The organism is Mesorhizobium sp. CCNWLY176 (assembly GCF_037153935.1).
GTDB classification, from domain to species: domain Bacteria; phylum Pseudomonadota; class Alphaproteobacteria; order Rhizobiales; family Rhizobiaceae; genus Mesorhizobium_M; species Mesorhizobium_M zhangyense.
In genome coordinates this window covers 158,607-183,880 of sequence record NZ_JBBBDZ010000010.1, presented here as the reverse complement: position 1 = coordinate 183,880, position 25,274 = coordinate 158,607, and the positions used below count along the sequence as shown (strand labels likewise).

General features: G+C 63.3%; 21 protein-coding genes. 11 read left to right on the top strand and 10 right to left on the bottom strand.

From position 1 onward, the window contains the following. The first annotated feature begins 261 nt into the window (after nucleotides 1-261). The 5 genes from WBQ96_RS17915 to WBQ96_RS17895 all read left to right on the top strand — a co-directional run bounded on the left by WBQ96_RS17915 (nucleotide 262) and on the right by WBQ96_RS17895 (nucleotide 4,097). On the top strand, nucleotides 262-1,134 hold the full coding sequence (locus tag WBQ96_RS17915) for a molybdopterin dinucleotide binding domain-containing protein (protein WP_442920920.1): 873 nt from the start codon (nucleotides 262-264) through the stop codon (nucleotides 1,132-1,134). After that, nucleotides 1,106-2,221 carry an SAM-dependent methyltransferase gene (locus tag WBQ96_RS17910; protein ID WP_336552442.1) on the top strand — a complete coding sequence of 372 codons (1,116 nt, stop codon included), beginning with the start codon at nucleotides 1,106-1,108 and terminating at the stop codon, nucleotides 2,219-2,221. The genes WBQ96_RS17915 and WBQ96_RS17910 overlap by 29 nt, the downstream gene beginning before the upstream one ends. A gap of 122 nt (nucleotides 2,222-2,343) precedes the next feature. Beyond that, nucleotides 2,344-2,934, top strand: coding sequence for a hypothetical protein (locus tag WBQ96_RS17905; protein WP_336552440.1), 591 nt, complete (start codon nucleotides 2,344-2,346; stop codon nucleotides 2,932-2,934). Continuing rightward, nucleotides 2,931-3,509, top strand: a complete 579-nt coding sequence (locus WBQ96_RS17900) for a hypothetical protein (protein WP_336552439.1) — start codon at nucleotides 2,931-2,933, stop codon at nucleotides 3,507-3,509. Before WBQ96_RS17905 ends, WBQ96_RS17900 begins: the two co-directional genes overlap by 4 nt. Nucleotides 3,510-3,521: 12 nt before the next feature. Next, nucleotides 3,522-4,097, top strand: a complete 576-nt coding sequence (locus tag WBQ96_RS17895) for a hypothetical protein (RefSeq protein ID WP_336552437.1) — start codon at nucleotides 3,522-3,524, stop codon at nucleotides 4,095-4,097. On the opposite strand, the gene WBQ96_RS17890 is transcribed toward WBQ96_RS17895, so the two are convergent. The 7 genes from WBQ96_RS17890 to WBQ96_RS17860 all read right to left on the bottom strand — a co-directional run bounded on the left by WBQ96_RS17890 (nucleotide 4,098) and on the right by WBQ96_RS17860 (nucleotide 10,877). Further along, nucleotides 4,098-5,375 (bottom strand): hypothetical protein, encoded by a 1,278-nt coding sequence (locus WBQ96_RS17890; RefSeq protein ID WP_336552435.1) that lies wholly within the window; start codon nucleotides 5,373-5,375, stop codon nucleotides 4,098-4,100. 113 nt (nucleotides 5,376-5,488) lie between these two features. After that, entirely contained in the window at nucleotides 5,489-5,668 is a 180-nt protein-coding gene (locus WBQ96_RS17885; protein ID WP_336552434.1) for a hypothetical protein, read from the bottom strand. A 298-nt stretch (nucleotides 5,669-5,966) separates the two neighbouring features. Beyond that, nucleotides 5,967-6,749 (bottom strand): ABC transporter permease, encoded by a 783-nt coding sequence (locus WBQ96_RS17880; protein WP_336552432.1) that lies wholly within the window; start codon nucleotides 6,747-6,749, stop codon nucleotides 5,967-5,969. A gap of 1 nt (nucleotide 6,750) precedes the next feature. Continuing rightward, nucleotides 6,751-7,611, bottom strand: coding sequence for an ABC transporter permease (locus WBQ96_RS17875; RefSeq protein WP_336552430.1), 861 nt, complete (start codon nucleotides 7,609-7,611; stop codon nucleotides 6,751-6,753). Then, nucleotides 7,608-8,666: an ABC transporter ATP-binding protein gene (locus tag WBQ96_RS17870; protein WP_336552428.1), complete on the bottom strand. Its 1,059-nt coding sequence runs from the start codon at nucleotides 8,664-8,666 to the stop codon at nucleotides 7,608-7,610. Before WBQ96_RS17870 ends, WBQ96_RS17875 begins: the two co-directional genes overlap by 4 nt. A gap of 116 nt (nucleotides 8,667-8,782) precedes the next feature. Further along, on the bottom strand, nucleotides 8,783-9,820 hold the full coding sequence (locus WBQ96_RS17865) for an ABC transporter substrate-binding protein (RefSeq protein WP_336552426.1): 1,038 nt from the start codon (nucleotides 9,818-9,820) through the stop codon (nucleotides 8,783-8,785). 91 nt (nucleotides 9,821-9,911) lie between these two features. Further along, on the bottom strand, nucleotides 9,912-10,877 hold the full coding sequence (locus WBQ96_RS17860) for an isopenicillin N synthase family dioxygenase (protein ID WP_336552424.1): 966 nt from the start codon (nucleotides 10,875-10,877) through the stop codon (nucleotides 9,912-9,914). 283 nt (nucleotides 10,878-11,160) lie between these two features. On the opposite strand from WBQ96_RS17860, the gene WBQ96_RS17855 reads away from it, so the two are divergent. From WBQ96_RS17855 to WBQ96_RS17840, 4 genes are all read left to right on the top strand, one after another. After that, a complete protein-coding gene (locus tag WBQ96_RS17855; protein WP_336552422.1) occupies nucleotides 11,161-12,270 on the top strand; it encodes a carbohydrate kinase in 1,110 nt (369 codons plus the stop codon). A 13-nt stretch (nucleotides 12,271-12,283) separates the two neighbouring features. Continuing rightward, on the top strand, nucleotides 12,284-13,213 hold the full coding sequence (locus WBQ96_RS17850; protein ID WP_336552420.1) for a pseudouridine-5'-phosphate glycosidase: 930 nt from the start codon (nucleotides 12,284-12,286) through the stop codon (nucleotides 13,211-13,213). A 256-nt stretch (nucleotides 13,214-13,469) separates the two neighbouring features. Further along, nucleotides 13,470-14,288: an enoyl-CoA hydratase/isomerase family protein gene (locus WBQ96_RS17845; protein WP_336552418.1), complete on the top strand. Its 819-nt coding sequence runs from the start codon at nucleotides 13,470-13,472 to the stop codon at nucleotides 14,286-14,288. A gap of 220 nt (nucleotides 14,289-14,508) precedes the next feature. Next, nucleotides 14,509-16,638 carry an acetate--CoA ligase family protein gene (locus WBQ96_RS17840; protein ID WP_337035906.1) on the top strand — a complete coding sequence of 710 codons (2,130 nt, stop codon included), beginning with the start codon at nucleotides 14,509-14,511 and terminating at the stop codon, nucleotides 16,636-16,638. A gap of 282 nt (nucleotides 16,639-16,920) precedes the next feature. Here WBQ96_RS17840 and WBQ96_RS17835 read toward each other — a convergent pair whose 3' ends face one another. Both WBQ96_RS17835 and WBQ96_RS17830 read right to left on the bottom strand, forming a co-directional pair. Further along, entirely contained in the window at nucleotides 16,921-20,406 is a 3,486-nt protein-coding gene (locus tag WBQ96_RS17835; protein ID WP_336552414.1) for an indolepyruvate ferredoxin oxidoreductase family protein, read from the bottom strand. Between the two features lie 11 nt (nucleotides 20,407-20,417). Continuing rightward, nucleotides 20,418-21,821, bottom strand: a complete 1,404-nt coding sequence (locus WBQ96_RS17830) for an FAD-binding oxidoreductase (protein ID WP_336552412.1) — start codon at nucleotides 21,819-21,821, stop codon at nucleotides 20,418-20,420. A 244-nt stretch (nucleotides 21,822-22,065) separates the two neighbouring features. Here WBQ96_RS17830 and WBQ96_RS17825 point away from each other — a divergent pair, with 244 nt between their 5' ends. Further along, complete coding sequence (locus WBQ96_RS17825) at nucleotides 22,066-22,815, top strand: FadR/GntR family transcriptional regulator (protein ID WP_336552410.1); 750 nt, start codon at nucleotides 22,066-22,068, stop codon at nucleotides 22,813-22,815. Nucleotides 22,816-22,859: 44 nt separating this feature from the next. Next, the gene (gene acuI, locus WBQ96_RS17820) at nucleotides 22,860-23,855 is read left to right on the top strand and encodes an acrylyl-CoA reductase (NADPH) (protein ID WP_336552409.1); all 996 of its coding nucleotides are present in this window, start codon (nucleotides 22,860-22,862) and stop codon (nucleotides 23,853-23,855) included. Nucleotides 23,856-23,877: 22 nt separating this feature from the next. On the opposite strand, the gene rhaI is transcribed toward acuI, so the two are convergent. Continuing rightward, entirely contained in the window at nucleotides 23,878-25,170 is a 1,293-nt protein-coding gene (gene rhaI, locus WBQ96_RS17815) for an L-rhamnose catabolism isomerase (protein ID WP_336552408.1), read from the bottom strand. Nucleotides 25,171-25,274 lie beyond the last annotated feature (104 nt).

Here is a 25,274-nt window from a genome sequence, read left to right as displayed (position 1 = left end):
GGGGGGGGGGCGTTGTTGCTTTTTAGGTGGAAAACACAAGTTGGGGCAAAACCCCCCCCTTTTTCGCTCTCCCACCCTTTGGGGGGGGGGGTGGCCGGCAGGCCAGAGGGGGGTGGGTTTCGCTTCTTCGCAGATGGCAATTTCTTTACGCCCGACCGCAAGGCTAGATTCGTTGCGGTAACGCCCCCTGAGCAAAGAGCGATCAATAACAACTTCCCGCTCACTCTCAACACCGGCCGCGTGCGTGACCATTGGCACACCATGACCCGCACCGGTAAAAGCCAGCGCCTGTCGCAGCATCTGGCCGAACCCTTCGCCGAAATCCATCCTTCGGACGCCCGCCAGTACGGCATATCTGACGCCGACATCCTCCGTATCTCGACCGCTCACGGCGAAGTGCTGCTGCGCGCATTGGTGACGCCTCGCCAGCAGCATGGCTCGATCTTCGTGCCGATGCATTGGACCGATCAGTTCGCAGCCAAGGCGCGCGTCGATGCGCTCGTCGCACCCGTCACCGATCCAGTGTCCGGCCAACCGGCGTCCAAGAATGCCCCGGCGCGCATGGAACGCTTCGGCGCCCATGCCTTCGGCTTTGCCGTGCTGGCGGAACGTCCCACAGCCATCGACGCCGACTATTGGGCGCTGGCCCGATGTGCCGGCGGCTGGCGCGTCGAATTGGCGCTTGAAGTGGATAGAGATTGGACGGGTTTTGCCGCCACGCTTTTCGGTCACGTGGAAACGGGCGAAACGCTTGCCTATCACGATACGGCAAATGGCCAGCACCGCTTCGCCCGCTTCTTCGGTGAACGGCTCATCGGCGCACTCTATCTGGCCCGCGAGCCGGTGGCAGTGTCGCGCGGCTGGGCTGTGGAGCAGTTGAGCGCGACCCATGCCGACCGCCGCATGCGTCTGGCGGTGGTGGCAGGACGGCCGGGCGGCAACCAGGCCGATCGTGGCGCCACCGTCTGCTCCTGCTTCGGTGTCGGCGCCAACCAGATCGCACAAGCCGTCCAAGGCGGCTGCGCCAGCGTCGAGGCCATAGGTGCCGCCCTCCAGGCCGGCACGAATTGCGGCTCCTGCCGCGCTGAAATCAAGGGGATCATCGATGCACGGCGTCTTCAAGCGGCCGAGTGAGCGCGCTCCGGCACGCATGGGCAGGCTTTCCGTCCTGCCGGTCTTTTTCAACCTCGATGACAAGCGCGCCCTGGTCGCCGGCGGCTCGGAGGCAGCACTTTGGAAAGCCGAGCTTCTTGCGGCGGCGGGGGCAGAAGTGCATGTCTTTGCGCCGCTGGAGGACCTTTGCGAGGGGTTCGTCAAACTTCTTGAGAACGGACAAACCGGAAGCTTCGTGCATCATGACCGGCGCTGGGACGAAGATGCTTTTGGCGACATGACGATCGCGGTTGCCGACGCTGATTCCGAAGACGAAGCGCGCTCGTTTCATCAAGCCGCAATTGCAGCGGGCGTCCCGGTCAATGTCATCGACAGGCCCGAATTCTGTCAGTTCCAGTTCGGCTCTATCGTCAATCGTTCGCCCGTTGTCATCGGCATTTCGACGGCAGGTGCTGCACCCATTCTCGCACAGTCCATTCGCCGCAGGATCGAGACGCTGCTGCCGGCTTCGCTTTCGGCATGGGCGCATTGGGCGCAGGCAATGCGCGCTTCCATCAACGCGCGGCTCACCGCAGGCGCGCCGCGCCGCGCCTTCTGGGAACGCTTTGTCAGGCGCGCCTTCGACAGGCCGTTCACGCAAGGCGAAGCGCGCGACCTCTTTCGCGAGGCCGGCAGCATCGTCGCAAATCCCGATCAGGCGGCTGGCCGCATCACGCTGGTCGGCGCCGGGCCGGGCGAGGCTGAGCTGTTGACGATCAAGGCCGTCCGCGTCCTGCAGGCGGCTGATGTCATCCTGTTCGACAATTCCGTGACAGGGGAAGCGCTGGAGCTTGCCCGCCGCGAAGCGCAGCGTATCCGCGTCGACGGCAGTCAGAGCGTATGCGAACAGATGATCGCACTCGCCAAATGCGGCAAGCATATCGTCTGGCTCATGGCAGGTGATCCGATGCACGATAGACATGCGGATGCTGTGATCGACCGGATCGAAGGCGCGGGCATTCCGGTCGATCTCGTCCCCGGCGTAGCGGTCGACATGGCTGTAAGGCTTGCGTTCAATGCCGCCTCGGCTGAGCGTATGCGCTCAGAATCCATGCGTTCGGTTGCCTGACGCAATACGTTCGGCCCCAATCGCGGCGGTTGTGTTCGCGCTGGCGGTTCCATCTGAAGGATTTAGCTCTTAAGTTATAGCTGGCGGGGCGCTTATCGATTCGAAATAGGGGAACGGAACCCATGTTCGGCGCGATACGCGGCAAAGTGAAAACCTGGTTCACCGTCGGTGCGGGAACCTTGGCAGCAGTCACGGTGGCCGGTCTGCTCGGCGCCTTCGGCGCGCTGCCGCAGGCGCAGACACCGGTGCTGGCACGCGACAGCCAGATCGAGACGGGCCAGTGGCTTGTGCGGCCTTTGCGGGCCTATATCGGCACGGACCGGGTCTACGACCTGCCAGTCAAGCCGGACCAGCAGGCGCTGGTGCTCGAGGTCGAGATGACCAACCGCACCGCTGAATCGGCGAAGGACTATTTCACGCTGTTCCAGCTTGCGCCGCCGCTTGGCGGGCAGACCGAACAGCCCGCCGTCATCCTGACCCGCGATGCGAGCATGACGCCGGCACTCCATCCCGGCATGACGGAGCGCATGGCCTATGTCTGGACCTTTCCCAAGGCGGTTGCCTTGCCGGGTGAGCTTCCTCTTGTCGTGAACACCAAGACCTACAAGCCGCAGGACAATCTCTACGGCACACCGGGTTGGTTCAACGAGCGGGAACTGGGCAGCATTGAAATGCCGGTCGAGGCGACAAAAGCCGCGGAGGGCCAGTCATGATGCGCTGGGTCTTTAACATCGCAGCGCTCGGAGCAGCGGCGGTCGTCTGCTACGGCATGAAATCCACCAAGCCGCGTTACAAGGATCTCATCGCGCCGATACCTGTCCATGGCTCGATGGCGGACAAGGTCGAGACCCGTCTCTTTGATGTGCAGATCGGCAAGGTCGTGTTCGCACGTGAGCTGAAAGTAACCGAATTCGGCACGCAGAAAACGCTGACCACCGATGGAGTGTGGGCCGTGGTGGCTGCGGACGTTGCCGCCCGCGACAGGACGACAAGGGTGGGTGCAGCCACCTGGCTGGGGCCGACCGGCTTGCGCTACCAGCAGACCGAGAGGTTCTCCTCCCGCTCGGACCTGCCGCCGATCTCGGTTTCTCCCGGTCTGCCGCAACGCGGCCTGTTCCTGTTCGAACTGCCGCCGGGCGAGGTGGGAGGTGCTACGCTGGTCTTCTCGCATGCCGTCTTCTCTGCCCTCGATTCGCAGGCAAATATCGCGCTCGACCGCGTGCCGCTCGATTCCGACGGAACGCCGCAAGGCGTGGTCGACGTCTATGACCTCGATCAGCCTATCTGAGGAGGAAGCGTGATGAGCGTGTCCGATGCTGCAGCACTCGATCCCCAAGATGGCGGACCGGAACGGAAATGGCGCCGCCGCGCGCTTTGGGGGCTGATCATCCTCCTTCCTGCCGCCATTTTGGAGATGGGCTACCAGCAGACGCGTTTTTATCTCCAGAACAACGATCTCGTTGCGCGCGAGGCGGAGCCGCTCAAGGATGTGCATTTCGGCGGCAGCGACTGGCGGCTGGAAAACATGCAGACGATGAAGGACACGAGTTCGCTGCGCATCCCGCCCGATTCCGCGCCGGTCTTCGTCGATTTCACCGTGAAGATCGGCGACGCCGATCTCGAGCAGGCCTGGCTCGGCTGCAAGATCAGCCTTGTCGATGCCGAAGGGCGCTCGTGGCTGCCGTCCTATGTCAGCAATTCGCGGGTGGACGACATGGCGACCTGCAACTCGACGATCTTTTCCGGCGCCAAGACTGGCGACATCGTGAAGATCCGCGAAACCTTCGTCATCCCGAAAGACGCGCTCGCAACCGTCGTGCCGACGGTCGGCCTGGGCAGCGAGCGTCCTTACTATCTGCGCTTCAAACGCTCCTGATCATTCCGCCGGCTGCGGCACCGCTGCCTGAACGCGTTTCGGCAGCGAGAAGGCGGTTTCGAGGATTGCGGCGAGAAAGCAGATGCGTAGCGGCTCGATGAGGATGCCGGTGGACGAATCCTGGAAGGGACTGCCGAACAGCAATGTGACGCCCTTGGCCAGAATCTGCCACAGATCGAGGTCGTGCGGACCGATCAGCCGCGCCGAGCCCAGCCAGAGCCAGGCGGCGGCCCAATCAATGAAGCGATAGCCGACGATCAGGATGACGATCAGGATAACGCCTGAGCTAAGGGTAATCCGCACGCCATTGGCGATCGGCAGGTAGCGCGAGCGATAGCCGCTGATGAAATGCTCGACGAAATCGCGCAGGAAAGCCGGCACCGCCTTGTAGCGCTCGCCGAAGCGCTCGACGCGGCGATGGATGCGCATCAGTTCCTTGTCGTCGCGCACGTCGTAGCCATAGACCAGCGCGGTCATCACCAGCCAGATCACCGGCAGCATCATGTACCAGAAGAGATTGTTCAGTGTCGTCGCCATGCCGATCGACGACACTTCCACCGGCACCATCGAGGCCGCGTGTGCCGAGGAGACGACCATGTCGTTCATCGCCTGGAAATAGCTCCAGAAGTTGCGGCTCATGATCCAGGCCAGCCAGTCGTCCTTCCAGCGGCTGAGCACGTAGAGACCGACGAAGATCCAGTTGGTCTCGCAGATCACGACGACGATCTGCCAGAAGGAGTAGGCCGACCTTTTCTGCATGGTCTGCGCCAGCTTTCGCACGGCCCAGGAGATCGCCACCGATACCAGCAGCCAGCGCGAATCCAGCACGTCAAGAACGTTGGCGCGCTCGCCGAAGGGCGCCATGTCGAGCGCCATGCGCGAATATTGCCGCACCGTATCGCCGAGAAAACCCCATGTGGCGTAGTAGGCAAAGAAGGGCAGGAGCGCGATGGTGATCATCGAGGCGAATCGCGCCTTGCCGCGGTCTTTCGACGGCCCGGCCGCTTCGCTTTCGGCCTCGGTTTGCGCCGAACTGATTTCCGGCAGTCCTGGCCGCAGCACCTGGAACATCGCGACGGTGACGATCAGCTGGGTGAGCGCCACGAAGGTCAGCAGCGCCAGCCCCAGCATGTGGTTGAGAAAGGCAGCCTTGGCGGCGAGCAGCATAAGCAGGTCGCCGGCGATAATGCCTATGAGCACGAGTGCGACAAGCTGCGGCCAGAAACGCCACAACAGGCGGAAGGTCAGCGCAAACGGCGCTGCGACGTCTGCAAGCATGCGAATCTCTCACGACGCCCCCGCATCCATTTTAGGGGCTTTCGCGCGAGGATTGAAGTGCCTGCGAGGTTTTTTACCCCTGCAGGTTGCCGCATCGGCTCTGATTGCTGCGATCAGGCCGCGCGTCTCACCCGGCGTGGGGCACTCGCCTGTGCCTGTTTCACCCAGATCGGCGGAAACTGCCGCAGCTTTATGATCTCGGTGGCCGCGAGAAGTACCATTTCCGCCAGATCGTCCTTGGTGAAGGTGGCCGGGTCCCGTGCCATGCCGAGCATTTCTTCGACGATGTCCATTGTTTCGCCCATCTTTCACGGTTCATGAGGCTCGGCGAGCTTCACGAGTGGATTCAAAAAGTGTCGCCGAGCCTCTTGCTGACCTGTTGCCTGTTATTGGCCAGAGCCCACCATCAGTCATGGACGGTGCTTATTGGCAGATGGGAAAAGGTGGTTATGCATTCGCCCGTTGGCGGTAGCATGTGCCTCCTACGAACTGACTGTCCGCAGGCGCTTTTTGCACCGGACGAGCTAGATGGTTTGGCGGGGGTTCGCCGCATTGGCCTGCGGCGATACTGTTTTGCCGGCGAAAAGCTCGTCAGAAGCGGTGAATGCGCAGGCCCAGCACCTTTTCCGACACGATCACCACCACCAGCGTCAGCACGATCGACACGGTCGAGACGGCAGCCGCCTCCGGCGTGAAGTTGGTGCGCAGATAGTCAAACAGCTGGATCGGAAGCGTCGATGTTCCTATTCCCTTCAGCATGAAGGAGATGGTGAAGATGTCGAAGGAGATGATGAAGGCAAACAGCGCGCCGCCGATGACGCCGGGCTTGATCAGCGGCAGCATGATGCGGCGAAAGCGCGTGAAGCGCCCGGCACCCAGGCTGCGCGCTGCCATGTCCCAGGCCGGATCGAATGTTTCCAGCGAAGCCGAGACGTTGATGAAGACGAAGGGCAGCGTGATCAGCACATGGCCGACGATCATGGCGAACATGGTCTGCGTGCCGATGCCGACCGAATAGACGAAGAACAGCAGCGAGATCGCCGTCAGCACTTCCGGCAAAAGCAGCGGCGAGAGCATGGCGATGCGGATCGCTTCTTTGCCGCGGCCCGCATGCTGCACATAGTAGAGCGCCGCAGCCGTGCCGATCAGCGTTGAAATGACGGTCGAGACCGCCGCCACCCACAGCGATGTCCGGATCGCCCGCATGAACACTTCATTGTTGAAGAAGGTCACATACCAGCGCAGCGACAGGCCCTGCGGCGGGAAGGTCAGGAACGAGCCGGCATTGAACGAAGCGCCGACCACCACGAGGATCGGCGCCAGCAGGAAGGCGTAGACGAGAAGGCAGTAGATAGTGAGAACTTTTCTCGACATCTCAGTACGCCTTCCATTTCATGCGTGTCAGGCGGGCGAAGATGACCACCGCGATCGCGCCCGTCACCGACAGGCAGAGCGCCAGTGCCGAGCCGAACGGCCACTGGAACGTGTCGATCAGCGCATCGACCACCGTCACGGCCATGGTCTTGACGCGCAGGCCGCCGATCAGCGACGGCGTCACATAGGCGCTGAGCGACAGCACGAAGACGAGGATGCAGCCGGCCTGAATGCCGGGCAGCGACAGCGGCAGGATGATGCGGCGGAAGGCGGTTGTCTTCGAAGCGCCGAGCGAGCGGGCCGCCGCATGCAGCGAAGGATCGACGCCCTGTATTGCTGCCATGATCGGCAGGATCATGAAGGGCAGGAAGACATGCACCAGCGCAATGACGATGCCGAGCGCATTGTACATCAGCGGCAGCGGCCGCTCGATCAGGCCGATATTCAACAGCGTGCGGTTGATCAGGCCATTGTTGCCGAGCAGGATCGTCCAGCCGTAGCTGCGAATGACGATACCGACCAGCAGCGGCGAAAGCACCAGCCCGTAGGCCAGCCCGCGAAACTTCATGTCGGCCCTGGCAAGCTGCCACGCGACGGGAAAGCCGACGACGAGGCAGATGGCGGTCGTCAGCAGGCCGATCCACAGTGTGTTGACCACCTGCATGATGTAAAAACTGTCGGTGAAGAATTTTACGTAATTGCCGGCGGTGAAGCCGACGCCATAGGGCGTGCCCTGGCCTGGCACGCGAAAGCTCATCAGGACGATGTTGAGATATGGCAGCACGAGAAAGATGCCGAGCAGCAGCACGGCCGGCAGGATCAGCAGATAAGGGCCGATGCCTTTGGTTCTGCCCGGTGTCATGCGGCGGCTCCCAGCAGCCAGAAGCGGTCGGCGGGTGCCGATACGCCCACCCGTTCCTTGTCGGCGAAGCGGTTGTGGGGAAATGCCTGCGTGTGAATGATCTCGCCGCCCTCAAGCTCGATGCGGTAGTCGATCAGGCTGCCGGAATAATAGCTGGAAAGCACGGTACCCTTCGCACCCTTGCCCGGCGCGCCAAGCTCGATGGCTTCCGGCCGCAAGGTTAGCGTGACCGCGGTTCCCGGCGCATGCATCCGGGCGCTGTGGACTTCGATGACGCCGAAGGTCGTTTCGACTGCGCAGCGGCCGTCACTGCCGCCTTCGCGCACGGTGCCCTTGACCAGATTCACCTGTCCGACGAATTGCGCCACGTCCAGATTCTCAGGCCGCTCGTAGATGTCTGACGGCACGCCGATCTGGGCGATGCGGCCACCGAACATGACGACGACGCGGTCGGACATGGTCATGGCCTCGGCCTGATCATGCGTGACGTAGACGGTGGTGATGCCGACGCGGCGCTGGAGGTCGCGGATGAAGACGCGCATTTCCTCGCGCAGCTTGGCGTCGAGATTGGCGAGTGGCTCGTCGAGCAGCAGGATTTTTGGCTCGATCACCAGCGCCCGGCCCAGCGCCACGCGCTGCTGCTGGCCGCCGGAAAGCTGGCGCGGATAGCGTTCGGCATAGCCGGTAAGCTGCACCATCTCCAGCACGCGGGAAATGCGGCTGCGCATCTCGGGCTTGGCGACCTTGCGCATCTCCAGCCCGAAGGCGAGATTCTGCTCGACCGTCATATGCGGGAACAGTGCATAGTTCTGGAACACCATGCCGATGTCGCGCTTTTCGGCCGGAACGTTGACGACGTCCTGCCCGTCGAAGCGGATCGCACCGCCGCTGACATCCTCGAAGCCGGCGATCATCTTCAGCGTCGTCGTCTTGCCGCAGCCGGAGGGGCCGAGCAGCGAGATGAATTCACCATTTGCAATGCGGACGGAAATGCCATCGACGGCGCGCGCGCTGCCGAAGGTCTTGGTCAGCTTCTCGATGCTAACCTCTGTCATTGATCAATTCTCCACATCGCTATGCTGCCGGCGCGCGGCTTGGCTGCGCTCGGTCGAATAAGGCAGCCGGCGCATCCCGTCGCCAGACGGAATGCGCCGGCTATGCTCCGGACGTCCTACTGGATAGTCTTTGCCCAGCGTTCGGCGAGATCGCCCTGCTTTTCGTTCACAAAATCCCAGTCCCAGGTCAGGATCTTGGACATGGCCTCGCCCGATACCGGGACATCGGCCTTCAGGTCGTCCGGAATGACAACCTTCGAATTGGTCGGTGACACAAAGAATTCCTTGGCCATCAGCGTCTGGACTTCCGGCGACAGGAGGTAATTCGCGTATTCATAGGCGAGCTCCTTTTCCGGACCGTTCTTCAGGATGCTGATGGTCTGGTCGAACATGATCATGCCTTCTTCCGGCACGATGCAGTCGACCGGCAGGCCCTGCTTGCGCAGGCGCGCGATCTCGCCGAAATCGAAGGGTGCGACCACGATCTCGCCGGCCGAAAGTGCCGTCGAGAGGTTGAAGTCGACCTGCACCACCTGACCGAGCTTAGCCAGCGCGTCGAAGCCGGCATCGACATCGTACTGGTCCTTGCCGAACAGCTTGGAGGCAAGCAGCAGCTCCATCTTGCCGGCGCTGTTGGCGAAATTGTAGAGGCCGATGCGGCCCTTGAATTCCTCGTTGGTCCAAAGGTCTTTCCAGGCCTTTGGCGGCGTTTTGATCATATCGGTGCGGTAGCCGATGCCGATCGGCGAAATCGCGCCGGTGGCGCCAAAGCCGCCGGCGACCTGCGCCAGCGGGTAGAGGTCGTTGTAGTTGGGCATCTTGGCAATATCGAGCTTCTCGAAGAAGCCTTCCTTGCGTAGGCCCGAAGCGAAGACCTCATTGGTCATGATGACCGAGTAGGGCGGCTTGTCCGCACCGGCGGCACGAAGATTGGCGCCGAACACACGGCCGTTGCCGACATCCAGCGTCACCTTGGCGCCGGAGGCTTTTTCGAAATCGGGCGCGACGGTGGAGCGCCAGAACTGTTCCCACACGCCGCCCAGCGTCGGCACGATCAGCGTGCGTGCCTGCGCAATCGCCGGCATTCCGAGTACGCCGGCAGCGCCAAGCGCGCCCATTCCGGCCAATGTCTGTCGTCTCGTCAGCTTCGTCATGTCCAGTTCCCCTTTGTTGTTCATGTGCGTCTTGGCAGTCCGATGGAGAAGGTTGCGTTTGTGCCCCGCCTTGCCCTCGCCCGGTATTTCGTCAGCGGCCGAAGGCCTGCTTCGTCTTCAGGTCGATATAGTCTCCATAGCTGATCGGCTCGTATTTGGCCTGCTTGCCGTCGGCGCAGAAGGGCTCCAGGCACTTGATCAGCGTTTCCTTGCTCGGATTGACGAAGAACGGAATCGACTGCCGGCGTGAAGAGACTTTCTTCTCGCGCGGCGGATTGGCGACGCGGTGCGGCGTCGACACCCACTCGTCATTGCTCCAGCGCATGAAGGCGTCGGCGATGTTGATGACATAGGCGCCGTCGATGGACGGCGCGTCGAGCCAGCGGCCGTCGCGGCTCTGCACCTGCAGGCCACCGGACGAAGCTTCCGAGCGCAGGATGGTCATGAAACCGTAGTCGGTGTGGACGCCGGCGCGCAGCTGGCCGGGCAGGGGGTCTTCTTCCTGCTCGGGATAGTTGATGACGCGCAGTGCCGAGAGATGGTTGTCGAAGGCCGGCTCGAAATAGTCGGCATCAAGCCCGATCGCCTGGCAGAAGATGCGGCGCAGATGCCGTGCCAGCGTTTCCATCTCGCCGAAATAGTCGTGGAAGGCGGCCTCGATGCCTTCGGGCTGGCCGGGCCAGACATCGCCGGGCAGGCGCAGGCCGAAATTCAGGCTTTCCTTGTAGTCGCCGGGCGTCTTGATGCCTTTTGTCGCCGCCAGCGCCTCATCGGCCATCGGCGAGAACGACACGCCGCCGAGAAGGCCGGTGCCGCGTCCGTGGCTGCGCTTGTAGTCTTCCGACAGATCGAAATAGGCGCGCGCCAGATTGTAGAGGCGCATCGTCTTTTCCGGCGAAACGCCGTGGCCGGTGACGAGGAAGAAGCCGGTGTCGCGGGCAGCCGTTTCGATTGAAGCAACCACTGCCGCAGCACTTGCCTCGTTTCGGATGAAAGGCCCGATATCGATTACGGGAATTTCCTGATCCACTGTCTGGGTCTGCGGCGCGGACTGCATGATCGCTGTCACCTTCCTGCTGATGGTATGAAATGGGAGAGGGCGAGGAAGCGAAGGCGATGCATGGCCGCTTCAGTGTGCTGAAGCAGCGAAAACGGACAGGGCGGATGACCTTGCATATGCGTCACGATGCCTTCCTCTGTGCCTTGTTCTCCGCTTTCGAACAGGAAGCGGAAACGCCGGTTGACCAAACGTTATATGCACAAACACATGTTGACAAGATCATCTGTTGTTGTCCATATCGAAATTATTCAACGGCGATTTCAACCCTGCGGGTGGTGCGATGGACGACCTTGGAGCACAGGAGCAAGCGGTTCTCGAGCTCATCGCGGCGAACCCTTTCGCCGGTCAGCAGGACATCGCCACGGCACTTGGCCTCGCCCGCTCGACGGTGGCCGCGCACATCGTGCAGCTCGTCAACAAGGGCTACATCCTCGGTCGCGGCTATGTGCTGCCGGCCTCCAAGCGCATGATCTGCATTGGCGGCGCGGTGCTCGACCGCAAGTACCACGCCAAGAAGGAACTGATCTTCGAGACCTCGAACCCGGTCGACGGCTATCGCAGCTTCGGCGGCGTCGCCCGCAATGTGGCCGAAAATCTTGTCCGCCTCGGCGTCGATATCTCCTTCGTCTCCATCGTCGGCGATGATGAGACGGGCCGCTCGCTGGTTCGCCATCTGCGCGATCTCGGTGCCGATGTCAGCCAGGTCATCACCACCACGGAACGGCCGACGGCGGAATATGCTGCGATCCTCGATCCCAAGAACGACCTTGCCCTCGGCATCGCCGATATGGAGATATTCGATCTCTTCTCGCCCTCCTATCTCGATCGCTTCTGGCCGCATCTGGCCGCCGCGACCTGGGTGTTCATCGACTGCAACCTGCCGGCCGCGACGATAGAATCGCTGATCGCGCGTAAGCAGGGCGCCCGCTTCAAGCTGGCGGTCGACACCGTTTCGTCTCCGAAATCAGCCAAGCTGCCAAAGGATTTGAGCGGCATCGATCTGCTCTTCACCAACCACGACGAGGCCAATACCATCCTCGGCATCACCGAGCCGGAAAAGCGGCTGAAGCCCAAGGATGCGGCCGCAGCCTTGCGCGCTGCAGGCGCGGGCGAGGTCATCGTCACCATGGGCGCGCATGGCTATGCCGTCGCGACCGAGGAAGGCGTCGTCACCATGCGCTCGGTGCCGGCGCGGCCGGTCGACATCACCGGCGCAGGCGATGCCATGATCGCCGGCACCATGTACCGCGTGCTTTCGGGCGATCCGACGCAAAACGCGGCGCGCACCGGTGCGCTGCTCGCCACGCTGACCACCGAAAGCGAATCCAGCGTTCATCCAGATCTGTCGGCGCGTTTCCTTTCCGCCGGCATGTATCGCATCCCCGCCTGACAGGGAGACCAGAATGACTAGAGAACTCATCCATCTCAGCGACGAAGTCGCCGCCGCTCTCAAGGAGGGCAGGCCGGTCGTAGCGCTGGAATCGACCATCATCACCCACGGCATGCCCTATCCCGCCAATCTGGAAACGGCGCGCGGCGTCGAGGCCGTCGTGCGCGACAACGGCGCGGTGCCGGCGACCATCGCGGTGATCGACGGCGAACTCCGCGTCGGCCTGACCGACGCCGAACTGGAGAGCCTTGCGCAGGCCAAGGGCGTCGTGAAGGCATCTGGCCGCGACCTCGCCGCCGTCATGGTGCGCAAGGGTTCGGCCGGCACGACGGTTTCGGCCACGATGCGGTTGGCTGACCTTGCCGGCATTTCCATTTTTGCCACCGGCGGCGTCGGCGGCGTGCATCGCGGCGCGGAAGCCACCTTCGACATTTCCGCCGATCTCACCGAACTCGGTAATACCGGCACGACGGTGGTGTGCGCAGGCGTCAAGTCGATCCTCGATATTCCGAAGACGCTGGAATTCCTCGAAACCCAGCGCGTGCCCGTCATCGCCTACGGCACCGACGATTTCCCGGCCTTCTTCACCCGCTCCAGCGGCGAGAAGGCCGACCATCGGCTCGACACGCCGCGCGAGATCGCAGAAGCGATGGTCCTGCACGAGGAGATGGCGTCCCGCACCGGCATCCTCATCGCCAACCCCATTCCCGAAGCCGATGCGCTCGACCCCGCCTTCATCGATGGCACGATTACTGCCGCCGTGAAGGAAGCCGACGAGAAAGGCATTTCGCGCAAGGAGCTGACGCCCTTCCTGCTCGCCCGCATCAACGAGCTTTCGCAGGGCCGTAGCTTGAAAGCCAATATCGCGCTGGTGCGCAACAATGCAGAACTCGCGGCAAGGATCGCCGTCGAGCATGCGCGCTTGAGGCGGGCCGAGGGCTGAAAGCCGACATGGACAGAATGGTGCCCTACGTTGCCCCCCTCTGTCCTGCCGGACATCTCCCCCACAGGTGGGGAGATTACCAGCTTCGATCGCCTCCATCCTCCAGCGTCGCCGATTGGCGAAAATCAAGCGGCCGGCTGATCTCCCCACCTGTGGGGGAGATGTCCGGCAGGACAGAGGGGGGCGCGAAGGATCGCGACCTCCATACGCGTCGATTCATCCCCAGCTTCCGTAATTTCCGCCCACAGGAGACAGCATGAGCGACCAGACCTTCGAAACCATCCTTTACGAAAAGGATGCCACCGACAAATTCGCCACCATCACCATCAATCGCCCCGACAAGCTCAACGCGATGAACAAGACGGTGATCCGCGAGATCGACGCCGCACTCGCCGCTGCCGTTGCCGACCCGGACGTCAATGCGCTGGTCATCACCGGCGCCGGCCGCGCCTTCTCTTCCGGCTACGATCTGCAGGGCGGCGATTTCGATGTCGACATCGATTTCTGGCGCTCCGACATGGGCGAGAACGCCGAGGCGCTGCTCAACATCTGGAAGGCGCCGATCCCCGTCATCGCCTCCATCAACGGCTACGCGCTGGCCGGTGCGCTGGAGCTGATGATGTGCTGCGATCTGGCGATCGCCGCCGACAACGCCAAGTTCGGCGAACCGGAAGTGCGCCACAATTCCGGCCCGCCCGCGCTGATGATGCCCTGGCTGCTCGCCACCCGCGACGTGCGCTGGCTGATGTATACGGGCGATCTCGTCGATGCCGAGGAAGCGCTGCGCATGCATCTCATCAACAAGATCGTGCCTGCCGACCAGCTCAAGCTGAAGACGGAAAACCTTGCCCGCAAGCTGGCGCGCATGCCCGTGCCGGCGCTGAAATTCACCAAGGCCTCGATCAACAACCAGCAGATGGTGGCGGGGCTTCTGCCGTCCTTCCAGTACAACATCGAGGCAATCGCCGCCCTTCACGTCACCAAGCAGGGCCGCGAATGGATGGCCAACCTCGCCAAGATGAGCCTGAAGGAATATCTCGCCTTCCGCGACGGGCCGTTCAAGGATCTGGACTGAGCTGGAGCGGGGGTGGGGAACGTCGATCACCCCCACCCCTAACCCCTCCCCACAAGGGGGAGGGGAACTCAGGTGTTGCTTGCGCCAAATTCGGACAGACTGTGCCGAGGATACTCGACGGCGTCCCCCTCCCCCTTGTGGGGAGGGGCTAGGGGTGGGGGTGCTTCATATGCGATCGGCGTGCCCTTGTGGGCGCTGAGGTGGGGGGAACCGAAATACGATGGCGATGAAATCACCTGACATGACCGCCGCAATGCAGGCCCTGATAAACCCGCGCTCGGTTGCCGTTATCGGCGCGACGGAACGTCCGGACGCTTCTTCAAGCTATGTCATGCGCAACCTGATGGCGTTCGGCTTTTCCGGGGCCATCATCCCGGTGCATCCCAAGGCTGATCAGGTCTTCGGCATCCCGGCCATTCCCGTGCTCGACCGGCTCGACAAGCCAGCCGACGTCGCCGTGATCGGCATCGGTGCAGTGCATGTTCTGGGCGCACTCGAAGCCGCAGCTAAGGCCGGCACGAAAGCCGCCGTCGTGCTTGCCAGCGGCTTTGCCGAGACCGACGACGAAGGCAAGGCACGCCAGCAGGTGCTGATCGAAATCGCCGAGAAATACGGCATGGCGATCTGCGGGCCGAACTGCCTCGGCCTGTTCAATCTCTCAAGCGGTGCGGCACTCTATTCGTCGACCCTGTCGCCCAATCTTCGCAAGGGTGGCCTGGCGCTGCTTTCCCATTCCGGGGCCAGCGCTATCGCGCTCGCCAATACAGGCCGTTTCGGCCTCAGCCACATCGTCTCGTCCGGCAACAGTGCTGCGACCGACATTCCCGATTATCTCGCCTATCTCGCTTCCGACGAGACTACCCGCGTCGCAGGCGTCGTGCTCGAAGCGATCCGCGATCCAAAAGCCTTCTCAGCGGCGATGCAGGCTATGCACGTCGCCGGCAAGCCGGTCATCGCCTTGCGCGCCGGCCGCTCGGCCAAAGGCTCGGCTGCAACCGCCGCCCACACCGGTGCGCTCGCCGCCGCCAACGAAGCCTATGAAGCCTTCTTCCGCAACAGCGGCGTGATCGAAGTTTCCGACATGGACGCCTTCATCGAGACCGCTTCGCTCTGCCTGTCGCTGAAAGCAAAACCGCGCGCCAGGGGCGTTGCGGTGGTCGGCGTCAGCGGCGGCGGCGTGGCGCATGTGTCCGACATCGCCTCCGAGATCGGCCTGGAATTGCCCGAACTTGCCACTGAGACGAAAGCCGGCCTGAAAACTTTGCTGCCGGCCTTCGCCACCCCGCAGAACCCGATCGACACCACCGGCATCGTCTTTGCCGACGGTTCGATCTACGCCCGCGTTCTGGAGGCATTGGCCAATGACCTGTCGATAGGCCTGATCGTTGCGTCCCAGGACGCGCCTGTCGGCCTCGACGCGGACGGTGCCGCCGAATATGTCGGCATCGCCGAGGCCGTCGCAGGCTATGCGCGCAACCCCACGGTGCCGGCCGTCTTCATGAGCAATCTGTCGTCTGGTCATCATCCTGCGGTGCGCGCCGTGCTCGACGGCGTCCCGGTGCTTAACGGGACACGCGCGGCGCTGACGGCGATCCGCAACATGGTCGAGCCGCCGGTTCTTCGCGCTGCCATATCGCCCGCCGTCGAACCGGCTCCTGCAGGTGATCCATGGGCGAAGCGTCTCGCTGCCGGCGATAAACTCACCGAGCGCGAGGCCAAGGAATTGCTCGCCTCCTGCGGCCTGCGGGTCACGAAGGAACGGCTTGCAACCACGGCGGACGAAGCTGCCGCCGCCGCGCTGGAAATCGGCTTTCCCGTCGTGCTGAAAATTGAATCGCCGGATATTCTGCACAAGACCGAGGCCGGCGGCGTGCGGCTGAACATCGCTTCTGAAGCCGAAGCAAGGCAGGCGTTCGACGCCATCATGGCGTCTGCACGCGCCTATGCGCCCGCCGCCGAACTGCGCGGCGTCGTCGTGCAGGAAATGGCCGGTCGCGGCGTCGAGGCGCTGATCGGCCTGGTTCGGCATGAGCCGTTCGGGCTCGGCATCGTCGTCGGTGTCGGCGGCGTGCTGGTCGAACTGGTCAAGGACGCCGCCTTCGACCTGCTGCCCATCGATCGGGCTGCCGCCGAAGCGCTGATAGACCGAACCCGCCTCGGCCATCTTCTCGCCGGCCATCGCGGCGCGCCGGCAGCCGACCGCGAAGCGCTGGTGGAAGCGATGCTCGCGCTATCACGCTTCGCCGACCACTACGGCCATCTGGTCGAGGCGGTGGATCTCAATCCTGTCGTGGTGTTTGAAAACGGCAAGGGCGCCTGCGCGCTCGATGCGCTGGTGATCGCGCGGTAGGTGGCAGCCTTGGATTTTGGGGGGAAAGATTCCCAGTTGATTTTCTCTTCGCAAAGCTAGTTCTTCGACAACGGCCGGATGCGAAGCAGGCGCGGCGGTGATAAAGTGCGCCCACGTATTCTCCCCCCTTGAGGGGGAGATGGCGCGTAGCGCCAGAGGGGGTCGGTTCATGCAGTGCGCGACGCAAAAAGAACGTCGAGCACTGCCGCAACGACCCCACCCGGCCCTACGGGCCACCCTCCCCACAAGGGGGAGGGAGGCGCTGAGCCTCGAAGGACGCACTTAAGCGGCGACCTCTCCGATGGAGGGTGAAGCTGAACTCTTGTTTGCACTAAGCTTGGCCAGAAGCCCGGCGCGCTTCTTCTCATAGCGCTCCACAGCCGCCAGCTTCACATGACCAAAGCCGCGAACCTCTTCCGGCAGCTTTGCAAGCTCGATCGCGACCGTACGATTGTCCGCAGAAAGCCGTGCCGCCAAATCTTCCACCATTGCAAAATAATCGGCGATCAACTGCCGTTCCAAGCAGCGTTCCTCGGTGCGGCCGAAGGGGTCGAAGCGCGTGCCGCGCAGGCCCTTGAACCGCGCTAGAAGACCGAACACCGGCCCCATCCACGCCCCGAACGCGATCTTGCCAGGATGGCCGGTGCGCGGATCGGTGCGCGAGATCATTGGCGGTGCCAGATGGTATTTCAGCGTAAAATCGCCCTCGAACTGCTCGGCCAGTTTCTGCGCGAAGGAGCGGTCGCGGTGCAGCCGGGCGACCTCGTACTCGTCCTTGTACGCCATCAGTTTGAACGCGCCATGCGCGACCGCCAGGCCGAAATCGGCATCGGCCTTGTGGGCCTTTTGGACCAGCGCGCGATAGCGCCCGGCATAGGTACCATCCTGATAGGCGGTGAGGAATTCGGCACGCCGTGCCACGATTTCATCGAACGTTGCGGGCTTCGGAGTTTCCGGCCCGACATGCGCGGCCTTGGACACTGCGCCCGGATCGACCGCCGCGCGCCGCCCCCAGCCGAAGGCGGCGCGGTTCATGGCCACGCCCGCACCGTTCATTTCGATTGCCTTGTCGAGCGCGTCCAGGCTGATCGGCACCAGCCCGCGCTGCCAGGCATTGCCGAGCAGGAACATGTTGGCAGCAATCGCATCGCCAAGCAGCGCCGTGCCGAGTTTGGTGGCCGAGACCAGCGCCAGCGCGTTCTCGCCTGCTGCCTGCCGAAGCTGCTTCAGCGTCGCTTCCTGCCGGAAGTCGATGGTGGTGTTTTTAACGAAGGAGGCGGTCGGCGCGAAATGGTCGTCCAGCACCAGCCTCGTGCGGCCATTGGCGACGGTGGCGAGTGAGCCGGCGGAGGCCGCCACGACGATGTCGAAGCCGAGGATCAGGTCGGATTCGCCGAGGCCGATGCGGATTGTGTTGAGCGATGCGGGGTCGCGCGCCAGCCTTATATGCGAGGTCACCGCGCCGTTCTTCTGCGCCAGCCCGGTCTGGTCGAGCGTGAGCAGGCCGAGCCCGTCGAGATGCGCCGCCTGTGAGAGAATGGCGCTGACGGTGATGACGCCGGTGCCGCCGACGCCGGCGAGCAGCATGTTGTAGGGCCGCTCGATTGCCGGCAAAACAGGCATCGGCAAGTCGGAGAAATCGGCTTCTCGTGCCTTGCCCTTCGGCTTGCGCACCTGCCCGCCCTCGACCGTCACGAAGCTCGGGCAAAAGCCCTTGATGCAGGAGAGGTCGGTGTTGCAGCTCGACTGGTTGATGGCGCGCTTGCGGCCGAATTCGGTTTCCTTGGGCTCGATGGAAATGCAGTTGGAGACCGCCGAGCAATCGCCGCAGCCCTCGCAGACCAGCTCATTGATGAAGGCGCGCTTGGGCGACACGGGAAACGCGCCGCGCTTGCGGCGGCGGCGCTTTTCCGCAGCACAAACCTGATCGAAGACCAGAACCGTGACACCCTCGATCTCGCGCAATTCGCGCTGTGCGGCATCGAGTTCGTCGCGGTGATGGATGGCCACGCCGCGCGGCAGCACGCCTTCCCAGGCTTCCGGCTTTTCGGAGACGACGACGACGCGTTTTGCGCCTTCCGCCAGCACCTGATCGACGATGCCGGGTACGGTCACCTCGCCGTCATGGCGCTGGCCGCCGGTCATGGCGACGGCGTCGTTGTAGAGGATCTTGTAGGTGGCATTGACCTTGGCCGCGATCGCCGCGCGGATCGCCAGCAGGCCGGAATGGAAATAGGTGCCGTCGCCCATATTGACGAAAATGTGCTTCTCGTCGGTGAAAGGCGACAGGCCGATCCATGCACCGCCTTCGCCACCCATCTGAGTGAAGGTCGAGGTGTTCCGGTCCTCGACGCCGATCACCATCATGTGGCAGCCGATGCCGGTCGATGCGCGGCTGCCCTTGGGCACGACGGTGGAGATCGAATGCGGGCAGCCGGAGCAGAAATAAGCCTCGCGCTTCAGCGCGATCGCCTCGGCGGGAACGGCTGCCGCGATCTCTTCGACGCGGCTGGCATTGGCGGCCAGCGCCTTGTCCGGCTTGCCGAGGCGCGACATCACTGCACGGGCGACCACGACGGAATTGATCTCGCCGATCGACGGCAGCAGCGGTGCGCCTTTCTCGTCGGCCTTGCCGGTGACGCGCGGGCGGCGGTCCGCAGGCATGTTGAACAGCAGCGACTTGATCTGCTCTTCGATCACCGGCCGCTTTTCCTCGACCACGAGAATCTCGTCCAGGCCGTTGGCAAAGGCGCGAAGACCTTCCGGCTCCAGCGGCCAGACCAGCCCGACCTTGTAGAGGCGTATGCCGAGCGCGGCGGCTCGCTTTTCGTCGATGCCGAGTGCGGATAGTGCGCCGAGCAGGTCGAGCCACGACTTGCCGGTCGAGACGATGCCTAGCCGCGCCTTGCCGTTGCCTCGGACGCGGTCGATGGCGTTGGCGCGCGCGAAGGCATGAACCGCTTCCAGCTTGTGCTCCAGCCGCCGCTCCATCGCATGCGGGCCGTCGGGCCAGCGCAGCGACAACCCGTCGCCGGGAAGCACGAGATCAGGCATGGCGATCGAAAGCCCATCGGGCGAGACATCGACGGTTGCTGTGCATTCGACGATCTCGGTCTGGCATTTGAAGCCGACCCAGGCGCCGGAATAGCGGCTCATCGCCCAGCCCAGAAGGCCGTAGTCGATATATTCGCCGACGCCGCCCGGCGACAGCATCGGCACCATAGCCGAGATGAGGTTGTGCTCGCTCTGATGCGCCAGTGTCGAGGAAACCGCGCCATGGTCGTCGCCGGCCAGCAGCAGCACGCCGCCATGGCGGTCGGTGCCGACGGCATTGGCGTGGCGGATGACGTCTATCGAGCGGTCGACGCCCGGTCCCTTGCCGTACCACATGGAAAAAACGCCGTCGTAGCGGGAGCCGGGAAACATGCCGGTCTGCTGCGTGCCCCAGACGGCGGTCGCGGCCATGTCCTCGTTCAGGCCGGGATGGAAGACGACGTGATTGGCCTTGAGGTATTTGCCGGCGCGCGCCATCTCGCGGTCGAAGCCGGCCAGCGGCGAGCCGCGATAGCCGGAGACATAACCGGCGGTGTTGAGGCCGGCGGCAAGGTCGCGCTGGCGCTGCATCATCGGCAGGCGCACCAGCGCCTGCGTGCCCGAAACGAGGATGCGCCCGCGCTCCAGCGCGTAACGGTCGTCGAGGCTTACCCCTTCCCGTGTTGGCGAGGGCGCTTTGTCATGTTGCGTGGCTGAAACTGTGGCTACGGACATGGGGCACTCCGTCAGGCGGAAGGATCGGGTGGCGTAAGATCGAAGACGCGCCCGCGATTGAGGATATTTTTCGGGTCGAACGCGGCCTTCAGCCGCCGCATCGCGGCAAGTTCAGCGTCGCTGCGAACGAGTGAAAGCCAGCGCTTCTTGTCGAGGCCGATGCCGTGCTCGGCCGAGACGCCGCCGCCGGCAGCGGCGACGCTGCGATAGATGATGTCGTACACGGCGGCCGGCTCAGTCGTGCGCACTTGATAGTGCAGATTGCCGTCGCCGAGATGGCCGAAGACATAGATGTCGGCTTGGCCATCGATCGCGCGGATCGCGGTTTCGGTTTGCGCGAGAAACGCCTGCATCCGCGCCAGCGGCAGGCTGACATCGACGCCGATCATCCCCTTCATTGCGAACAGGAAGGGATTGACGCTTTCGCGCACGGCCCAAAGCGCATGAAACTCGCGCGGCGATTGCGAAACGACCACGTCGCTGACGATGCCGTCTTCCACCGCCTGCATCAGCACTTCGGCGAAGCGCTCGCCGTCACGATCGGGCTCGTTGCCCTGGATCTCGGTCAGCACATAGACCGGCGAGCCGGCGGGCAGTGGCGCAGGCGCTGCCATGCTGGGTATCATGTCGTCATAGAGCGGCGCGAAATTCACCTCATAGGCGGAAAGCAGCGGCCCGAGCTTTTGGCGCAACAGCCCGAGCAGCGCGATTGCGGCTTCGAATGAAGGCAGTGCGCAAAACGCATTGACCTCCGAAAGCGGCCTGGGATGCAGCCTGAGTGCGGCGCGTGTGACGACGCCGAGCGTGCCTTCGGTGCCGATGAAAAGCTGGTTGAGATCGTAGCCGGAATTGTCTTTCGGCAGGCCTTTCAGCGAGGTCAACACGCTGCCATCGGCCAGCACTGCCTCCAGCCCCAGAACCTGGGCGCGATACATGCCGTAGCGCAGCACGCGGATGCCGCCGGCATTGGTGGCGATGTTGCCGCCGACTGTGGCCGAGCCGCGCGCGCCGATATCGACGCCGAACATCAGGCCGGCATTGTCGGCAGCCTCTTGGACGGTCTGCATCGTCGCGCCCGCCTGCGCGGTGATGGTCGCTGCCTCGCGGTTCGGGACGTCGAGCCCTGTCATACGCTCCAACGACAGCACCACTTCGCCGGGCTGCACACGCGCCGCCCCCGCAAGCCCGGTACGCCCGCCTTGCACAACGACAGGCTGGCCGAGGCGATTGCAGGCGGCAAGTGCTGCAGCAACGCCCTCGGTGTCGCGCGGACGAAGGACAATTTCAGGCAATGCGCCAAGCTTGCCGTCGGGGTCGTCGCGGTAACGTTCATCGACGGCAGAGCCGGCAAGAATGCCGCCCGCGTCGAGCTTGCCGTCTAGTTCGGACAGAAGCCGATCGCCTTCGAGACTCATGAACGTCAGGAACCGCGCTGAAGGGAGAAGGTTTCGGCCGGCAGGCTGCCGCCCTGCGAAGGTCCGCAAGCAAGCGCCAAAAAGACCCGACGAAATGCCTGACTGGACACGCTTGCCACCTGTTGAAGCCGTTACCGATCAACCATATTCTCGGGCGACTATTTGTCAAACCTATATTCATTAAAAAGATATGGCTTTCCGCGTCGCTTCGTGGCATCCATCACAAAGCCAAGGGACGGAGCATATGATCCTCAAATACGATGAAGTCGTGCGGTCGGGCGTGGCCAAGCAGGTCGCCGACAACATCCGCTCGGCCATTATGGACGGTAGGCTCAAGATCGACGAGCGCCTGCCGACCGAGGAAGAACTGGCAAAGAGTTTCGGCATTTCCCGGCCGACGGTACGCGAAGCGCTGAAGCGCCTGGCGGCGGAAAATCTCATTCGCTCAAGGCGCGGCCCGACCGGCGGAAATTTCGTTACGCGGCCCGATCCCGAGGGGCTTTCGGCGGCCATCACCGGCGCTGCCACGCTGCTGGTCGGCATCGGCGCCTTCGACATTGACGAGATCATCATCGCGCGCCTCGAAACCGAGACGATCTGCTGCCGGTTGGCTGCGGCCAATCGCACGGATGCCGATATCGAGGCGCTTGAAGTGGAAATCCGCGTCCAGCTTGATGAGACCATTTCGGACGAAGCCTTCTGCGCTTCCGACGTGCGCTTCCATCGCGCGCTGGTGAATTCGGCCGGCAACGGCCCGCTCAATCTGATGATGTACACGGTGGTCGAGGCCTTCATGCCCATCACCAACATGATCGTTTCGCGGGTGCGCGATCGCCGCGCTGTCGCCGGCTTTCATAAGCAACTGGCATCAGCCATCAAAAACCGCGATGCGGCGAAGGCGACTGAGGCGCTTGCCGCCATGCTCGCCTATCTGCGCGACAACTATTCCACCAGTCTAGAACGGCGCGAGCGCGCACTGGCCGCCCGCGGCTGAGGGCGTCACCGCCCCTAACAACCACCGGATAATTTGGAGGTACCATGTCCGATACGTTCACCGCACTCATGATTGAAGACGAAGGCGGCAAGCCCAAGGCTGCGTTCAAGCAGATCACCATTGCCGATCTTCCGGACCATGACGTGCTGGTCGAAGTCGCCTTCTCCACGCTCAACTACAAGGACGGTCTTGCCGTTTCCGGCAAGGGCCGCATCGCTCGCAAGCTGCCGATGGTCGCCGGCATCGATATCGCCGGCACGGTGGTCGAATCGCGTTCCGACAAGTGGAAGGCCGGCGACAAGGTCGTGCTCAACGGCTGGGGCCTCTCGGAAACGGAGTGGGGCGGCTACACGCGCTTCCAGCGCGTCAAGCCGGAATGGCTGATCCGCCTGCCCGACGCCTTCAGTCTGCAGGACGCAATGGCCATCGGAACCGCCGGCTATACGGCGGCCCTTTGCGTCGATGCGCTCGAAGCCTGGGGCACGATCGCCGCCGACCAGCGCGAGGTGCTGGTGACGGGTGCTGCCGGCGGCGTCGGCTCGACGGCGATCGCACTGCTCGCCAAGCGCGGCTACAAGGTGACCGCCGCGACCGGCCGGCCGGAAACGCATGATTATCTGGCCAAGCTTGGAGCAACGGCTTTTGTCGATCGCGCCACGCTGTCCGAAAAGGGCGGCCCCTTGCAGAAGGAGCGTTGGGCCGGTGCCGTCGATTCCGTCGGCTCGACCACGCTGGCCAACGCTCTCTCGCAGACCGTCTATGGCGGTGCGGTGGCTGCCTGCGGCCTTGCCGGCGGCGCCGATCTGCCGGCGACCGTGTTGCCGCATATCCTGCGCAGTGTCGCTCTTCTCGGTGTCGATTCCGTCATGGCGCCGATCGCCAAGCGCGAAAAGGCGTGGGAGCGGCTGGCCCGCGATCTCGACCGTGAAGCGCTTTCCAGCATCACCCGTGTCGAGCCAATGTCCAGGCTGCCGGAACTTGCCAACGAGATTCTGGCCGGCCAGGTGCGCGGCCGCGTCGTCATCGAAATCGGCAAGTAGTTTCTGGCAGGCGGCGGTGTCGTTAGACGATGCCGCCGCTTCCGCCCACAACCGCCGGCCGTTCTGCGGCGACCTTGGCGCGGTAGCCGGCAGCCCGGTAGGCGGCAACCGGGTCGATTGCGCCGCCTGAATCGAGCCGCGCCATGGCAAGAATCGGCTCGACATCGGTCCGGTACGCGGCCTTCAGCATCTGCGTTGCCATCAGTGCATCATTGTCATCCTGAAAGCCTTCCAGTGCCTTGCGGTCCACCAGCAAGGCGGCGGCATAGGCGCGCTGGACTTCGATCGCCGACAGCATCAGGCTCTCGATCGGGTCGGTCACATTGTGGCTCTGGTCGAGCATGTGTGCGGGGTCGAATCCCTTGGCGTTGTTCAGTTCGGCGTCGACCAGCTCGTTGAAGATCAGGAACAGGCGGTAGGGATCGATCGAGCCGGCGTCGAGATCGTCGTCGCCATATTTCGAATCGTTGAAATGAAAACCGCCGAGTTTGCCGAACTGGATCAGGCGGGCGACGATCATCTCGATATTGACGTTGGGCGCATGATGGCCGAGGTCGACGAGGCAGTGGGCCTTCGGCCCGAGTTCCTGCGCGATCAGGTAATTGGTGCCCCAGTCCTGCACGACCGTGGAATAAAAGGCAGGCTCATACATCTTGTGCTCGGTGAACAGCCGCCAGCCGTCCGGCAGCTCCGCATAGATCGCCTTCATCGCATCGAGATAGCGCTCGAATTGCTTTGTGAAATTCACCTGCCCGGGAAAGTTGGAACCGTCGCCGATCCACACCGTAAGCGCCTTCGAGCCGATCGTCTTGCCGATCTCGATACATTCGAGATTATGCTCCACCGCCTGCTGGCGCGTGCCGGCGTCGGCATGTGACAGCGAGCCGAATTTGTAGCTGAGCTTCTGGTCCGCCGCGTCCGAGAACGTGTTGGAGTTCATCGCGTCGAAGCCGAGCCCGAAGCGGCTCGCCGCCTGCTTCAGCCGGTTGGCGTCGGCCTTGTCCCAGGGGATGTGCAGCGAGACCTTTGGCGTCGCCTGCGTCAGTTGCTGGATGACAGCGCAGTCTTCGATCTTGTCGAAAATGTCGCGCGGCTCACCGGCGCCCGGAAAGCGCGCAAAGCGCGTGCCACCGGTGCCGACGCCCCAGGACGGCACGGCGACCTTGAACGCCGCCACCTTGTCGCGGATCGCGTCGATGGAAATGCCGCGCCGGTCGAGCCGCTCGCCGAGCGAGGCGTAGTCGCGCGTGAGCTCGGCACGGCGCTTTTCGTTTTCGCTTTCGACAATGTCGGCGGAGATGATGGTTTCCGTCACTTATGCCTCCCAAGTCTTGTCATGCCGACGCTGCCCCTCACCTGCCTGCCGGCTTCCTCTCCCCGTATAGTGACGGGGAGAGGAAGAAGCTCCAGCGCTGACGC

Coding starts and splice junctions, on each gene's coding strand:
- WBQ96_RS17915 (WP_442920920.1), top strand. CDS start 262: ATGACCCGCACCGGTAAAAGCCAGCGCCTGTCGCAGCATCTGGCCGAA.
- WBQ96_RS17910 (WP_336552442.1), top strand. CDS start 1,106: ATGCACGGCGTCTTCAAGCGGCCGAGTGAGCGCGCTCCGGCACGCATG.
- WBQ96_RS17905 (WP_336552440.1), top strand. CDS start 2,344: ATGTTCGGCGCGATACGCGGCAAAGTGAAAACCTGGTTCACCGTCGGT.
- WBQ96_RS17900 (WP_336552439.1), top strand. CDS start 2,931: ATGATGCGCTGGGTCTTTAACATCGCAGCGCTCGGAGCAGCGGCGGTC.
- WBQ96_RS17895 (WP_336552437.1), top strand. CDS start 3,522: ATGAGCGTGTCCGATGCTGCAGCACTCGATCCCCAAGATGGCGGACCG.
- WBQ96_RS17890 (WP_336552435.1), bottom strand. CDS start 5,375: ATGCTTGCAGACGTCGCAGCGCCGTTTGCGCTGACCTTCCGCCTGTTG.
- WBQ96_RS17885 (WP_336552434.1), bottom strand. CDS start 5,668: ATGGACATCGTCGAAGAAATGCTCGGCATGGCACGGGACCCGGCCACC.
- WBQ96_RS17880 (WP_336552432.1), bottom strand. CDS start 6,749: ATGTCGAGAAAAGTTCTCACTATCTACTGCCTTCTCGTCTACGCCTTC.
- WBQ96_RS17875 (WP_336552430.1), bottom strand. CDS start 7,611: ATGACACCGGGCAGAACCAAAGGCATCGGCCCTTATCTGCTGATCCTG.
- WBQ96_RS17870 (WP_336552428.1), bottom strand. CDS start 8,666: ATGACAGAGGTTAGCATCGAGAAGCTGACCAAGACCTTCGGCAGCGCG.
- WBQ96_RS17865 (WP_336552426.1), bottom strand. CDS start 9,820: ATGACGAAGCTGACGAGACGACAGACATTGGCCGGAATGGGCGCGCTT.
- WBQ96_RS17860 (WP_336552424.1), bottom strand. CDS start 10,877: ATGCAGTCCGCGCCGCAGACCCAGACAGTGGATCAGGAAATTCCCGTA.
- WBQ96_RS17855 (WP_336552422.1), top strand. CDS start 11,161: ATGGACGACCTTGGAGCACAGGAGCAAGCGGTTCTCGAGCTCATCGCG.
- WBQ96_RS17850 (WP_336552420.1), top strand. CDS start 12,284: ATGACTAGAGAACTCATCCATCTCAGCGACGAAGTCGCCGCCGCTCTC.
- WBQ96_RS17845 (WP_336552418.1), top strand. CDS start 13,470: ATGAGCGACCAGACCTTCGAAACCATCCTTTACGAAAAGGATGCCACC.
- WBQ96_RS17840 (WP_337035906.1), top strand. CDS start 14,509: ATGGCGATGAAATCACCTGACATGACCGCCGCAATGCAGGCCCTGATA.
- WBQ96_RS17835 (WP_336552414.1), bottom strand. CDS start 20,406: ATGTCCGTAGCCACAGTTTCAGCCACGCAACATGACAAAGCGCCCTCG.
- WBQ96_RS17830 (WP_336552412.1), bottom strand. CDS start 21,821: ATGAGTCTCGAAGGCGATCGGCTTCTGTCCGAACTAGACGGCAAGCTC.
- WBQ96_RS17825 (WP_336552410.1), top strand. CDS start 22,066: ATGATCCTCAAATACGATGAAGTCGTGCGGTCGGGCGTGGCCAAGCAG.
- acuI (WP_336552409.1), top strand. CDS start 22,860: ATGTCCGATACGTTCACCGCACTCATGATTGAAGACGAAGGCGGCAAG.